General features: G+C 48.6%; 13 protein-coding genes and 1 tRNA gene. 4 read left to right on the forward strand and 10 right to left on the reverse strand.

All coding sequences use genetic code 11. From position 1 onward, the window contains the following. Positions 1 to 20 precede the first annotated feature (20 nt). Together ALFI_RS12785 and ALFI_RS12790 are read right to left on the reverse strand one after the other, a co-directional pair. Positions 21 to 494, reverse strand: coding sequence for a hypothetical protein (locus ALFI_RS12785; RefSeq protein ID WP_244264978.1), 474 nt, complete (start codon positions 492 to 494; stop codon positions 21 to 23). A gap of 140 nt (positions 495 to 634) precedes the next feature. Beyond that, entirely contained in the window at positions 635 to 1,453 is an 819-nt protein-coding gene (locus tag ALFI_RS12790; RefSeq protein ID WP_014776111.1) for a hypothetical protein, read from the reverse strand. Positions 1,454 to 2,007: 554 nt separating this feature from the next. Here ALFI_RS12790 and ALFI_RS12795 point away from each other — a divergent pair. Both ALFI_RS12795 and ALFI_RS12800 read left to right on the forward strand, forming a co-directional pair. After that, positions 2,008 to 2,847 (forward strand): hypothetical protein, encoded by an 840-nt coding sequence (locus ALFI_RS12795; protein WP_042493735.1) that lies wholly within the window; start codon positions 2,008 to 2,010, stop codon positions 2,845 to 2,847. Between the two features lie 166 nt (positions 2,848 to 3,013). Beyond that, positions 3,014 to 3,556, forward strand: coding sequence for a hypothetical protein (locus ALFI_RS12800; protein ID WP_042494118.1), 543 nt, complete (start codon positions 3,014 to 3,016; stop codon positions 3,554 to 3,556). A gap of 63 nt (positions 3,557 to 3,619) precedes the next feature. On the opposite strand, the gene ALFI_RS12805 is transcribed toward ALFI_RS12800, so the two are convergent. From ALFI_RS12805 to ALFI_RS12815, 3 genes are all read right to left on the reverse strand, one after another. Continuing rightward, on the reverse strand, positions 3,620 to 4,837 hold the full coding sequence (locus tag ALFI_RS12805) for a site-specific integrase (RefSeq protein WP_014776115.1): 1,218 nt from the start codon (positions 4,835 to 4,837) through the stop codon (positions 3,620 to 3,622). 168 nt (positions 4,838 to 5,005) lie between these two features. Continuing rightward, a tRNA-Lys gene (locus ALFI_RS12810) sits at positions 5,006 to 5,078 on the reverse strand. A 138-nt stretch (positions 5,079 to 5,216) separates the two neighbouring features. After that, positions 5,217 to 6,521 carry a glycoside hydrolase family 2 TIM barrel-domain containing protein gene (locus ALFI_RS12815; RefSeq protein ID WP_009598025.1) on the reverse strand — a complete coding sequence of 435 codons (1,305 nt, stop codon included), beginning with the start codon at positions 6,519 to 6,521 and terminating at the stop codon, positions 5,217 to 5,219. Positions 6,522 to 6,646: 125 nt separating this feature from the next. Between ALFI_RS12815 and ALFI_RS12820 the strand changes: the two genes are divergently transcribed. After that, a complete protein-coding gene (locus ALFI_RS12820) occupies positions 6,647 to 7,099 on the forward strand; it encodes a type I restriction enzyme HsdR N-terminal domain-containing protein (protein ID WP_009598102.1) in 453 nt (150 codons plus the stop codon). Here the strand turns inward: ALFI_RS12820 and ALFI_RS12825 are convergent. The 3 genes from ALFI_RS12825 to ALFI_RS12835 all read right to left on the reverse strand — a co-directional run bounded on the left by ALFI_RS12825 (position 7,094) and on the right by ALFI_RS12835 (position 10,142). After that, entirely contained in the window at positions 7,094 to 7,840 is a 747-nt protein-coding gene (locus ALFI_RS12825; RefSeq protein WP_014776117.1) for a LytR/AlgR family response regulator transcription factor, read from the reverse strand. The two genes, ALFI_RS12820 and ALFI_RS12825, sit on opposite strands and share 6 nt — an antisense overlap. Beyond that, the gene (locus tag ALFI_RS12830; protein ID WP_014776118.1) at positions 7,833 to 8,906 is read right to left on the reverse strand and encodes a sensor histidine kinase; all 1,074 of its coding nucleotides are present in this window, start codon (positions 8,904 to 8,906) and stop codon (positions 7,833 to 7,835) included. The genes ALFI_RS12825 and ALFI_RS12830 overlap by 8 nt, the downstream gene beginning before the upstream one ends. A gap of 132 nt (positions 8,907 to 9,038) precedes the next feature. Next, positions 9,039 to 10,142, reverse strand: coding sequence for an IS4 family transposase (locus ALFI_RS12835; RefSeq protein ID WP_042493737.1), 1,104 nt, complete (start codon positions 10,140 to 10,142; stop codon positions 9,039 to 9,041). Positions 10,143 to 10,270: 128 nt separating this feature from the next. Here ALFI_RS12835 and ALFI_RS12840 point away from each other — a divergent pair, with 128 nt between their 5' ends. Next, entirely contained in the window at positions 10,271 to 10,969 is a 699-nt protein-coding gene (locus ALFI_RS12840; RefSeq protein ID WP_014776120.1) for a hypothetical protein, read from the forward strand. 173 nt (positions 10,970 to 11,142) lie between these two features. On the opposite strand, the gene ALFI_RS12845 is transcribed toward ALFI_RS12840, so the two are convergent. Continuing rightward, positions 11,143 to 12,843 carry an AMP-binding protein gene (locus ALFI_RS12845; RefSeq protein WP_014776121.1) on the reverse strand — a complete coding sequence of 567 codons (1,701 nt, stop codon included), beginning with the start codon at positions 12,841 to 12,843 and terminating at the stop codon, positions 11,143 to 11,145. Between the two features lie 129 nt (positions 12,844 to 12,972). After that, the gene (gene plsY, locus ALFI_RS12850; RefSeq protein ID WP_009598022.1) at positions 12,973 to 13,671 is read right to left on the reverse strand and encodes a glycerol-3-phosphate 1-O-acyltransferase PlsY; all 699 of its coding nucleotides are present in this window, start codon (positions 13,669 to 13,671) and stop codon (positions 12,973 to 12,975) included. Positions 13,672 to 13,795 lie beyond the last annotated feature (124 nt).

Below are 13,795 nucleotides of genomic sequence, written 5' to 3' on the forward strand. Positions count from 1 at the left end.
TTAACCTCCGTAAGGTCGGGTCAGTCGATTTCGCAGGTCGGCAGGTGTCGCAGTTCCTCCAACATGTATTCCCGCTCTATGGGTGTCGCCGTCATATATGTTGCCTTATCGAATTTAGCGGCTTCTGCAAGTAAATTCTTAATGGCATTATGTCGGAACGAATAGGAGTTGAACAGCACGTGCCACTCGTCCACCAGCAGGAACAGCTCTTTGTAAGGGTCTATGCCAATGCTCTGTAAAGCGGAAACGACGCGCGGCAGGGAATCGTAAGTCGTGGCTATCTTTAAGGGGGAATGGGTACGGGCGAATTGCGTGATGTCCCACTCGGTAATGTCTTCGTAAACGCCCAGCACCTCTATATCGTCGGTGCGGCAGACGGTCTTGTTCTTCACCAATGCCACGTAAGGCATAGCGATAAGGGTTGGAATGGAGTTGCGGATAGCCAGTTCGGTAGCCCCGCACCCCGTCTTTTTCTTGTTAAAAAGGCAATTCACGGGAATTTCGGTCATAAAGTCCCGAAGAAAGTTTGCACCTTTGGGTGCGTCGATGGTTCAATTTTGCATAAGTAATTCGTTTTTAGTGAAATAAAATCTGTAATTATTTTTAATCTTGTATAGTCTTTTAAAATGTGTTATTATTCTTTCTCTGGCTCAACAATTTTAGGCAAGGATGCGTTAATGAATAGTTTAGCAACAATAGCCCCATCGTCGGTAAATGAATAAAAAGAACCACTTTTTTCTATTAAATCGTGTAAAACTGCATATTCAACAATAGCACTATCAGGTACGTATTCCTCTGCTTTAATTAGGTGGATTAACCTTCTAAAATCATTATCTAAATTCTTCTCTTGAATATCCTTTAATATCTTATGATAGTGTATATTTTTCTCCTTATTTATAGTATCATTATTTGGAATGGTTATTTCTAGGTGCGGATTATCAATGCTTTGCGGATTAGAGACAGCTTGCTCATTTTGTAATTTAATAAACTTCTTTTGTAATTCATCTATTTCATCCTCTGCCTCCATGCGCTTCTTTCGCTCGTCATCTGCTTTTGTTTGCAAAGCAGTAATTCGAGATGCCAATTTTTCATATTCGGCTTTGTCTACTACTAATCCTTTATCAACTTGTTTCAGTAGCCATGGTTTTAGTCGCAACTCAAACCAATTTGAAAGGTACCCTGAAGCATTCAGTAATATATAATAAATTATAAATGGGATAAATGCAATTAATGCACATTTTACAAACAGCCATGACAATCCGCCTTCTCGGCTTATATAATCAGCGATAATGCTTATTCTAGTATCTCTTGTCTCGTAAGAGCTAAATGTAAATAGCGTGTATATAAGTTCCCAATTATCTATTAATAGAACAGCGATATATGTTCCAAAATATGGATTACTTACGCGCTTAACAATGCTGTCTTCGCATGATTCAAATATCTTCTTAAACATAAAGAATAATTTTTTTCGAAATTAGCTATAAAAATATGGATGCCAAAAAATCTGTAATTATTTTTAATCTTGTATTGTTATTATTAAAGAGAAAGTCCATTTCGGAATCAAAAAATATTACACTCGGAAACAAGAAAAAGAGGTGCTGAAAAACACCTCCCGATTATGGACGGACTCGACATTAGGACTGCTCCTTTTTCGTATTATAAAGATAGCACCTTTTTTATTGGGAACAAAGGTCGGACAGCAATTAATCCGAACATTTTTATCTATGTCTTAGATGGCATTATTTGGCTGTTTACGGGGTAGCGGAGTGTGTTCGACGGGGAAATTAATGTGCAAAAAGTAGTATTAGCGGGTATTTTACATAGCTCGTTGTTCTAAAACACCTTTCGTGTCATGCAATTCAGTACTATTAGCGGTTCGGTACATGGTGCGGCTGTTCTGAAATTCCTCTCGAACATGTGTTTTAAGTGCTAATAGCGGTTTTTGCATGGTAAATAAGTGCGATGTACATGTAAAAAGCCGTAAATTTGGGTGTAAAACGCTATTTTATGAATGAAAAGGATGTCGATGCCATCCGTGAGAGTATGTATGAATCCTTACTGATGGATGAAAACGATAAGATTGTGCATTGGGATTTCGACCCGATGCGCCGTGAGTTGCGCGAGTATGTCGATATTGCCTGCGGATGTGATGAACAGACGTATGGAATCCGCACACCGCAATTCGAATATCGCTATTGTACGGGGAAGATTAAGATGCCCTTTGCCAAGTCGGATTATCTCGCTAACGACGATATAATCGCTACGGTTATGGGATTGGGGCTGGATGTCGAGAAATTCTGGTTTGCGCTGGTCTTTATTTACGATTATGTCGAAACCTCGTTTAAGAACTGCGGCCTTGTGAAACCCGCGTCTTTGGATAAGGCGGTGCAAAATCTGTTCAAAGAGTTGGGCGAGGATTTCACGGACGATGATATTGAAATAACCCTTAAAAAGAACAGAAAGAAAGTCGAGGTTCTGCCCGTTATAAAGCGTGGGATTTTGGACTGGCTGCGGGAAACCTATGAACGGGAATGCAAAGGCAGGAAGATTCACTATTACGGGATTGACACGGGTAATTTCGACGAAACCTATCCGAGTACGTCGTTTCGGATTTATCGGACTGTGGAGATGTATCGGGATATGCTGAACACCTTATTGGGGGACAACCGCCCGAAACAACCCGATAAGAGTGTTTCATTGAATCGGCTGTTGCTGATTTCGCGTATCTGCTACCTCTATGAATTTACCTATAACGACAGCTTTTTGTATAGCGACGATTCGTTAAAAGGAATAATTAAGTCCTGCAAAGGGCGCATGCCTGCAACTTATTCCGCTGTTTATCTGTAATTTGCAAAGGGAGAGTAAAAACGCCCTTTATTTCACTCCCCGTGTTTGGGGTGCGAAAAGTCAAATCTTTGTAGTGTCGAAAGGGATAAACCCGACGACCTGCAAACGCTTGGGCAAGGGATGCAGAATAATTTTAGCCCCTCCCGTAAGGGAGTACTTAAAAGATATGGCAAATGCTATCATTCCCGCAGCCGAGGTCGCTGCAACCAACCAAGTAACGGCTCCTGCCGCAACCATCCTGACTGCCCCTGCCACCGAGCAGAAAGAGCCGCAGACAAATTCGACCTCGCGCCGCCGCCGTTCGACTACGCCCCCGATGTGGCGGGTAATGACGCAGGCGCGGCCCGTTTTCGATGTCCAACTGAAAAAGGATAACGAAATAAAATTGGCCTGCATCGACAAATTCATGAATGCGGCTTACTCGGATGCGAACAAATTCTGGGCTGATTTCATGGAGCAGGTAAATATCCTGCTTGACAGCCGCAGGTATTGCCGTGAGTGCAAAATCTTGGGCTTGAAGCCTGAATATGTCGCGGAACATATTGTGTTCCTCGGTAGTGCCACGATGAAAAAGGTGCTGAAAGACGGTGTATCCCGCACATTAGGGGCTGATGTGCAACTTTACGGGAAACGCTTCTCGCCCGAAGATGCGGACAGATTTCTGTCGGAAGATATAAAACGTCTTCCCGAACAAACGACGGTCGCCTAATTTCAGCCTGCTGTCGTTGAAAAAAAGGACACTCCGTATATTCGTCGGAGTGCCCTTTTTCGTTCACAATAGATTCTGCATCGCCGCGTCGATTTGGCTGTTTTCAAACGAATCCAAGTAAATCTGTGTCGTGGATAAGTCGGAGTGCCCCAGCGATTCGGAAATGATTGCAATATTCACTCCCGACCGCTTCAAAACCGTTGCGAACGTGTGCCGAGCGACATAGGTAGTCAATGGCATTTCCAATCCTATCTGCTCTCCCAGCGTCTTTAATTCCCGATTGACTTTCCGCAGAACCTTGTGTGTGCGGTTGAAAATCTGTTGTGCTGTTTTGTGTTCCGAGCGGTCGAGAATAGGGAAGATATAATCTTCCTGTGCGTGGTTGGCCTTGCTGTATTTCTCGATAATCTGCAAGGCGTTCGGTACGAGTTGAAAGGACAGCAATTTCTGCGTTTTGTGGCGGGAATAGTAAATTCTGCCATCCACAATATCGCAGTAGCGCAGGGTAGCCATATCCGTAAAATTAATGCCTGCCGTGTAGTAGGAGAACAGAAAGATGTCTCGTGCAAACTCGGCATAGTCCGTTCTATAATTAGGGGCTATCTCCAATGCAACGAGTTTCTGTATATCTTCTTTCGTGATGGCTCGCTTTCTCGTCCGTGTCCATAGGCTCCCAACCTTGTATTTGGTGAATGGGGTAGTTTTAGGCACGAATAAACCCTCGGCGAGTGCCTTGTTATAGGCGGCCTTAAAGATAGCGTATTTGGTGGCTATGCTGTTGTTTGTGTTGCCCTCTTTACGCAGGAACAGTTCAAAATCGTGAAGATATGCAAGGTCTATTTCGTCAAATCGGATATTCAGCGATCGAAATTGCGAAAGGCGGGATAACAAAGAGCGGTGTTTGGATGCCGAGCCGTATTTGCCGAGTGTTTCCAGCCGTTCAATGGTCTGTTTCAAATATTCGCCGACCGTGCAGTTGATTTTCCGTCCGTTGGTTTCTAAAAGATTATCGAGAGTAACCTCTACCTCTAATGCTTCCAAGCGTTTGATTTTGCGGCGGAGTTCGTCGATTTTGGTGTCGATGCGGAGTTGTAACGCCTGCAATTCGGGAGTTTGGCCCATAACACGTTGATTTTCAAAATCCCATTCATTAATGTTGAGTGTTACACCCGTGCTGATGTGTTTAAGTTTTCGGTTTTGTGTTAAACGCAGGTGAACGGGCGCGGCGTTTTGGCTGTTCAGTCTGTCTTTGCGAAAGACGGCGTTAATGCTGATATTCATTTGTTTGCATTGTTGCGCAAACAAGTTTAACCAACCGATTTAGTGTTAAACAAAGTGTTAAACATTTCCCCGAAAACACCCTCTTTCCCGCCCGAAAATGCCTGATGATAGGGCAGACGCACAAAAACAAAAAGACCGATAATCATTGATTATCAGTCTTTTGCTTTGTACCCCCTCAGGGGCTCGAACCCTGGACCCCAACATTAAGAGTGTCGTGCTCTACCAACTGAGCTAAAGAGGCATCAATCGTTATCCGATTGCGAGTGCAAAATTAGTGATAATTTTTATTATTGCAAAAAAATCCTGAAAAATTTTCAGGATTTTTTTTCGCATATCCGCCGACGGACCTGATGCAGATGCGTTTTCGGGTCGTTTCGGATTATTCCAGTTTCAAACCGTCGCTGTTCCACTCGCCTGCAGCGTCGGGATAAATGAAGGGCCGGGTCTCGCTGAACTTCTTCATATTCAGATAACTCTCATAGAGATTGATGCCGTTGGCCGATTTCGTTGCCAGCGAGAAGGCGATTACCGACGGGTGGCGCTTCGAAGTGTGATAGCTGTCTTCGGTCCGTTCGACGTAGGCGTTCTGCCAAGCGGGATCGTTCGACGGGTTGCCCCCGATGCGACGCGATTCGCCGCTGCTGCGGGTGTCGATCGGAGCCTGCGGGATCACATACATGCCCATCGTGTCGCAAACAGCATACAGCGCCGGCGACACGGGCCCCGGCAGGAGCCTGAGGGTGTTGAATCCCTGCTCACGGAGCTTGGCTATCTCCTCCGCCGGGAACTGGGGCGGAACCTCGCGCGTGCGGAGTGCGACGGGATTGCCGTTTACCGCCAGCTGCCCGTTGCGCAGTTCGACGGTGCGGAATCCGAGCGGCAGTTCGATGTACTCCATGTAGCGGCCTTCGTGCTGGGTTTTTACGCGCAGCGTGTATTGCGTCGGCCGTCCGGGGTTCCACAACATGCTGTCTGGAATGCGGGCCAGAAAGCGCACGGTGTCCTCGCGGCGCATGTCGAGTGTGACGTCCTTGTATCCGATGGCGGCATTGGAGCCTGCCGGAGTGAGCAGTTCATAGTGGATGCGTGAAGTGCGCGGATTGAGGGACTCGGTTTTAACGACGAGGGCGATTTCAGCCATGACCTTGTCGTTCTCCTCGCTGCTGCGCCACGATTTGGTCAGTACGTCGCGTACGCGCAGCGTGGGCTGGCTCATGACCCATGCAGGACCTATTGCCGGGGCCGGATCGCTTTTCCAGCTTTCGAGACGCGCCACCTGCGACGGAGCGCTGACGACGATTTCCAGCGTGTTGCGGCCCTCCTGCGCATGGCGCGTGAGGTTGAATTCCGCCGGAGCGCTGCAGTCGCTGTCATAGGCCACGGCTTTGCCGTTCACGCGCACTTCGTAATCGGCCGAAGCCCATCCCAAATGGAAGAATACCTGCCGGTTGGCCCATGCGAACGGCACGGTGAACTCGGTCGAGAAAACGTTGCCTTTTTGCGTCCAGTCCGCCAGACGGGTGAAGTAACGGGTGTCGCCCGCAAAGGCTGCGGCCGCTTCCTGCGCCGTGGGGTAGGCGATCACTTCGCCGCGCGGCAACTCGCGGCCGTAGGTCGGAATATACTCCTGCGCCGCCAGCGTGCAGCACGAGAAGAGTGCTATGATCGAAAGAATACTCCTCATATATTCGCTTTTTTAACCTTCATTTTCGCCGCCCGGCGAAACGAGTTTCTCTGCTCGGCTCCCGCTTAACGAAAATGTTCGTATATTTGTGCAGGTCAAAGATAGTAAATTTTCCGGAACTAAAGATGTCAGAACTTCCCAAACTCAACTTTCCTGCCATCCGGCTGCGTGCCCGCCGCCGCGGTGAGCAGGTTGAAGTGTGGGACGACCTGCGGGGAATTTACCTCGTGCTGACGCCTGAAGAGTGGGTGCGGCGTCATCTGATCGCCTACCTCGTGTCGCACTGCGGGGTGCTGCCTAAACGCATCGTGCAGGAGTATGCCGTGCCGGTCAACGGACAGCCGCAGCGCGCCGACGTCGTTGTGGTCGGCGACGGCGCCGAACCGCTGGTGCTGGCCGAATGCAAGGCCCCGGAGATACGGATCGACGAACGGACCCTTTCGCAGGCCGTGCGTTACAATTCGGTGCTGGGGGCGCAGTTCGTCATTCTGACCAACGGCCGGAGACACTATTGCTGCGAGTACCGCGACGGCCGGTATGTCCAACTGGCGGGATTCCCGGACTTCGCGGCTTTATAGATTCTTGAAATTGGCGTCGATATAACGCTGAAAGCTCTCCTTGTAATTCTCCCCGATGGGCACGTACTCCGTGTCGCTCAAAAACACGCGGCTGCGGACGTAGCCTTTGATGCAGCGCAGATTCACGATGTAGGAGCGGTGTACGCGCATGAACATCTCCGACGGTAGCGCCGTCTCCATGTTCTTGAGACGGAACAGGGTGGTGATCGTCGAGCCGTCGGCCAGATGCATGCGCACGTATTCGCCTTCGCTTTCGAGATAGACGATGTCGCTGATTTTCACCAGCGATACCTTGTAGTCCGCCTTCACCGAGATATACTCCTTGTCTTTGGGCAGCGCCTCCGGAACGGGTTCCGATGCGTCGGCCGGTCGCTGGTTGTGGCGCAGTTCGTAGAGCGAGTTTGCCTTGCCCGCCGAACGGCTGAAGTCGGCGAAGCTGAACGGCTTGAGCAGGTAATCCACCGCGTCGAGCTTGAACCCTTCGACGGCGTATTCCGAGTAGGCGGTGGTGAAGATCACCATCGGCCTTTCGACCAGCGAACGGACGAACTCCACGCCGCTCAGGTCGGGCATGTTGATATCTACGAAGATCAGGTCGGCATGCTGTCCGGCGAGAAACTGCTGGGCTTCGAGTGCGTTGTTGCACGAAGCGGTAAGCTCCAGATAAGGAATCTTCCGTATGTAACTTTCGATCTGACGCAGAGCCAGCGGCTCGTCGTCAATGGCGATACACTTAAGCATTGAGGGTCGGTATTACGAGTTTTACGGTGTATGTCGTAGTGTTTTCTTCTATGTCGAGCGTGTAGTTCCGGGGGCCGTAGATCAGTTCCAGACGCTTGCGGACATTGTCCAGTCCGATTCCGGCGCTGTGTCTTTCGCCTTTCTGCGTGTGGCGGCTGTTGCTGATCGTGCCGGTGACCTTGCCGTCGGCGTAATCGACGTGCATGTGGATGAACGACGGGTTGTTGTAGCTCACGCCGTGCTTGAATGCGTTCTCCACGAAGACGATCAGCAGCAGCGGCGGAATGGAGACCTGCGTCGGCAGGTCGTGCGGATACTCCACCCGGATGTCCACGTCGTTGGTGTAGCGGATGCGCATCAGCCCGATGTAATTCTGGATGAACTGAATGTCCTTGTTGAGCGAGATGATTTCGCGTCCCGAATCGTAGAGCACGTAGCGCATCATCTTCGAAAGCTCGATCACGGCGTTTTTGGCATATTCCGTGTCGATGTCGATCAGCGCATGGATGTTGTTGAGCGTGTTCATGAAGAAGTGGGGATTGATCTGGTACTTCAGATAATCCATTTCGGCCTGCATGTTCTGCTGTTTGAGCTCCTCCATCTGCTGTTCGTCGCGTATCGACTGGTACATGAGCTTGATGCCCGTATTGGCCCCCGACATGAAAAATCCCAGAATCACGTTCCAGTACATTTCCAGATCGGTGAACGACGCCTTGCGGTGCTCGATGAACTGGTCTTCGGAGAGGTCCGAGAAGAGCAGGCTGTCGGTGATGTGCTGTTCGTAGAAGTCCACGAACCAGAACGTGCCGATGATCAGCGTCAGATTGGTTATCAGATACTTCCAATACTTGTGCTTGAGCATGAACCGCGGCGCGATGACGCTGTTGTGGACGATGAATATGATGAGGTAGGGCGCGATCTTGCGCCATGCGATCAATACGTTTTCCCAGCTGACGTGAAGCTCTGACATCATCAGCGAGTTGAGCACCGGCACCAGAATGATGGCCGACCAGACCATCACATAGAGCAGGTTTTCGCCGATCGTCTGTTTCTTGGTGATTTTCATGCCGTAAAGATAGAGTTTTGAATGATAATATGAAAATTCAATCTAAAAAGAAATATGTGGGTATATTTCAAGAATATTTTTTAGATGAAAATATTGATGAAGAAATTATTTTCATATTTTTGTAAAAAAGTGTTAAGTACATGACAAAATTTTGAATACATCGAATTTAGGTGTGTATGTCGGTCGGAAAAGCACGTTTGAGATTTCCTCAAGACCATACTTGACCAAAGACTTAGCCCTTCGTCCATGCTTCAGAATTTTTATCGGTTTAACGTATATATCTTTATGTTCACCAACTAGATACGCCCATACAAAAGCAATGCAGACTATCGCAAACAGACGCGCGATGCGCCCTCTGTCGCGCAGGTGGGTGTCCTCGATATTGAAGCCCGAAGATTTCATGGCACGGAATGCCGTTTCAATCTCCCAGCGTTTTTTATAGGTCGCAACTCCATCTTCAGGTCGGTTGAAACAGAGCAGAATCTGAAGTTCGGGTATCCCGTCAGAGTTCTTGATTCGACTTCCGGCGAGATAGACATACTGCCCTTTGTGCAAAAAGAGCTTGTTGTAGAATTTCTCCTGTCCGACTTTGAGGGAATTGAAGAGCGACCATGCTCTAATTCTTTCTCCTGTGGAAGGCTTGACAACCCAAACGTCCTGCCGGATACGGATATAGTATCGAATTCTGTTGTCGTTAAGCCAGCCTATCCACTCCTTGCCGATAAACTCGCGGTCGGCCACAAGGCAGTCGGTACAGTCATGTCCAAAAAGTCGGAAGAACCGCTCCATGATATCCTTGCGTTCTTCCCAATTGGAATTTCCGCGCTTGTCCAAAAGGCTGAACAGCAATGGAAAGGCAATACCCTTGTAGGTGATGCCGAGGGTGAGTATATTGATGTAGAACTCTCCGAACTTCCAGTTGGTGCGGTCCATACTCAGAACCAAACCGTCCTTAACAGGAAGCAACGAGAAGATCATCCTTGCTACCAGGTCGAGGTTCAAGGCATAGTTGGCAATGAATCGCTGAATGCGGCGCAGATTGGAATCACGCTCAACCGACGTAGGCATTGCCGAAGCCAGTTTGTGAAGGCTCACAGTCTGCACCACACAAAGTGCATGGAGCATGTAAGCCATAAGCTTTATGCAGGCCAGATTCATCGATTTTCCAAAATACTCTTGCATAATCGGGAGGATTTGGTTAACTTTGACCAAGTCCTTGGAATCAGTAGCCTTCATGGAAAAAGCAGCGAACTTTTCTTTAAAACTACTAATTTTCAGGGACTTTTGCAAATATAATCTATTAATAATTAGATGTTTAACAATAGAATTTTAACTTTTGTCATCTACTAAAAAAAAAGTGGTATATGATTTATGTAGTATTTATCGTTTTTGCTGTAATCGTAATTTTTATCATTAATATTAATAATACGAAGAGTAAGGAAGATGCGAATAAGCAATATTTTAGTGAGTCGATAAAGTCATATGAAAATTTTAATCCAACTTATATAAAATATGGGTTAGATAGTGAGTATATTTTTGCAATTGATGAGCATGCTAAGATGTTATTATATCATAGGGTAAATACAGAACCTGTTTTTTTAAGATATGAAGATATAATTGATGCCGAGTTATTAGTTGAAGGGAAGGTTGTATCTAAATTGTCGTCTGTTGGTATTGGGAGTGCAATAGGAAGTTTTGGAGTGGAATATGGAATAGGTGCAATCAAAGATAAGGCAAAAATAGATGCTCTAGGAGTTAATATACTTGTGAATAATATTACTATGCCTCGTCTATTAGTGGTGTGTTATTCTGGGTATACAATTTCTAGTAGCGGAATTACTGCCATTACATTTAATCAAGTACTTGATGATGCAAATTGCATATTGGACCGTTTGAAGATTATAGTTGCTCGACACCAAATTTACCAACAAAAGGAGTTAAGTCCAGAGTTCAGATCATCGACTGTAGATCAAATATTAAAATTAGTGCAATTGAAAGAATTAAAAGTAATAACAGAAGAGGAATTCCAAGTCGAGAAGCGAAAGGTGTTGAAAAATAGTTAACAAAGATAGATGTCTGCAAAAAATAAAACCTTCGGGATTTACCCCGAAGGTTTTATTTTAAAAAGCAGGTAACCGAACTATTAGTGACGCCTCATTGTTGGAATTGGATTCAGTGACTATGAAGAATTTGGGATAGAGAATCCAAAGTATGCGGTTACCTGCTGAGACTTGTTTTATTTGGTCAATAGCGACGGACTGTATAGATAACGTTTGATACTGCGTTTTGGTGTTTTTTCGAACTCGGTCGGATAAATTGCCAGCTCCGAGACGCGTTCGTACGCCGCCAGCAGCGTATTCAGCTCCGTGAGGTTGTTCTGCATGATCTGCGGCAGGTCGTTCTTGTCCACGCCTTCCAGCTCGGCCTGCTCGTAATCGGGGACGACCAGCGCCTTGAGCTTTCCGTTTTCGGTTTCCAGTATGAGCGACTCCAGCACGAGATACATGTTGTTGAGCTTGTCCTCGATCTCCTCCGGGTAGATGTTCTGTCCGCTGCCGGAGAGGATCATCGTCTTCGAACGGCCCCGGATGTAGAGCGTGCCGTCGGGGTCCATCGTGGCCATGTCGCCCGTATGCAGCCACCCGTCGGGTTCGAGGACCTTTTCGGTGTCCTTTTCGTTCTTGTAATATCCCTTCATCACATGTTCGCCGCGGACGATGATTTCGCCCGCTTCGTGCTGCGGGTCGGGCGAGTCGATCTTCACTTCGAGCTGTTCGTGCAGGTAGCGCCCGCACGATCCGGCCTTGAACTCGTTGTCGGGCGTGAAGCTGATGAGCGGCGCGCACTCGGTCATGCCGTAGCCGATGGTGATCGGGAACTTGATCTTCATCAGGAACGCTTCGGTCTCCTGATTCATCGGTGCGCCGCCGACGATGAATATGTCTACGTTGTTGCCGAAGGCCTCCAGCAGTTTTTTGCGGATCACCGAGTAGATGGCCGTGTTGAGCAGCGGAATCTTCACGGCGATCGACATGGGGCCTTTTTCGAGCATCGGCATCACCTGCTTGCGGTAGACCTTTTCGAGAATCATCGGCACGCAGCAGATGACCGTCGGTCTTACGACGCCCATGGCTTCGAGCAGAATCTTGGGCGACGGAATCTTGCCCAGCAGGGTGATGTGTCCGCCCACGGCCAGCGGCGAAAGGAAGTCGAACGCGCAGCCGTAGGCGTGCGCCAGCGGCAGGAACGACAGCGTGCGCCCGCCTTTGCGGAAATAGAAGGTGCCGGTCTGGGTGTTGATCATCCGCTGGGCGAAAATCACGTTGCCCGTCAGGTTGTTCACCGTGAGCATGACGCCCTTCGAGTATCCCGTGGTTCCCGACGTGTAATTGAGCAGGATCACCTGATCGTTGGGAATTTCGGGGTATTTGATGTCGTTTATGCTGAATCCGCGCGGATATTTCGAGCGGTAATTCTTCAGGATGTCGCGCTGGAACTTGGTGAGCGCCTTGCCGTCGCGTTCGTAAATGGTATGGAAGTCGGTCAGCGAAAAGACGGCTTCGATCTGCCGGATCTGCTCCTCTTCGATATTGTCCCAGAAGTTGTCGCCCAAGAAGAGCATGCGGCTCTCCGAGTGGTTGATGATGTGGATGATGTCGGCGGGGGTGAAATCCTGCAGGATCGGGACGATGACCGCTCCGTATGTGATCGTGGCTATGTAGGTGATGCACCAGCGGGGATTGTTGCGGCCTATGAGGGCGATTTTGTCGCCCTGCCTGATGCCGGCCTTTTTGAAGAGGAGGTGCAGCTTGGCGACCTCCTTGGCCATCTCGTAATACGAAAAAGTTTCGCCCTTGAAATAATCGGTCAGGGCGGGCATTTCACGATTGTCGCGGAAACTGGTTTCGTATATTTTGATCAGATTCTCCTGTAACATGGTCGCGTCCTAATTGCTGAGCAAAGATAGGCGAAAAAAACGATTTTACCGCCAAATCGCGGTATTTTTTATCCTATATTGCCTATGTTTTGAACCGTAAGCCCTGCCGCAGAGCTTTTTGAGCCGTTTTTATTCCTCTTTCTTTTCCGGCTTGGGGGGCTGCTGTTTCACGTGGCGGGGTTTCCAGATGTAGATTTTCGATTCCGTGCCGGCCTTGAGCCTTTCGATATTTTTGCGGTGCGTGTAGATCAGCAGCACGGCGATGATGAACGAGAACACGACGAACGGAACCAGATGGTTCACTTTCGGCGAAATGAGCGTGAAAATGGGGAAGCTGCACCCTGCGACCATCGAGGCCAGCGATACGTAGTGCGTAATCATCAACACGAGGAACCAGACGCCGAAGCAGAGCAGCACCAGCGGGGCGTTTACGCCCATGATGGCGCCGACGAGCGTCGCCACGCCCTTGCCGCCGCGGAATCCGGCGAAGATCGGGAAGATATGCCCCAGAACGGCGGCGAATACGGCGATGAAGCGCAGGATGTAGAACCACGTTTCGTTTGCGCCGTCGGCGAAAACGCTGTCGTATTTCATCAGGTCGATGATCGTCACGGCGACGAATCCCTTCAGCACGTCCAGTCCGAAAACGGGCAGGGCCGCGCGCTTGCCCAGCACGCGCAGCATGTTGGTCGTGCCGGCGTTTTTGCTGCCGTGTTCGCGGATGTCGATGCCGTAATATTTTTTGCCGATCCACACGGCACTCGGAATCGAACCCAGCAGATAGGCGATGATAATCAGGGTCGTGGCGGTGTAATATGTCAGAATCATAGTGACTTTTCCGGGGTTTGTATAATGCAAATATAATAAAAAAATCGTATTTGCAGCTTCCGGATGAAAAATCCGGCGCAGGGACGTCGGGTTTTCGGAGAATTGCGTTATCTTTGCCTAAAAA

This window comes from Alistipes finegoldii DSM 17242, assembly GCF_000265365.1.
GTDB lineage: Bacteria > Bacteroidota > Bacteroidia > Bacteroidales > Rikenellaceae > Alistipes > Alistipes finegoldii.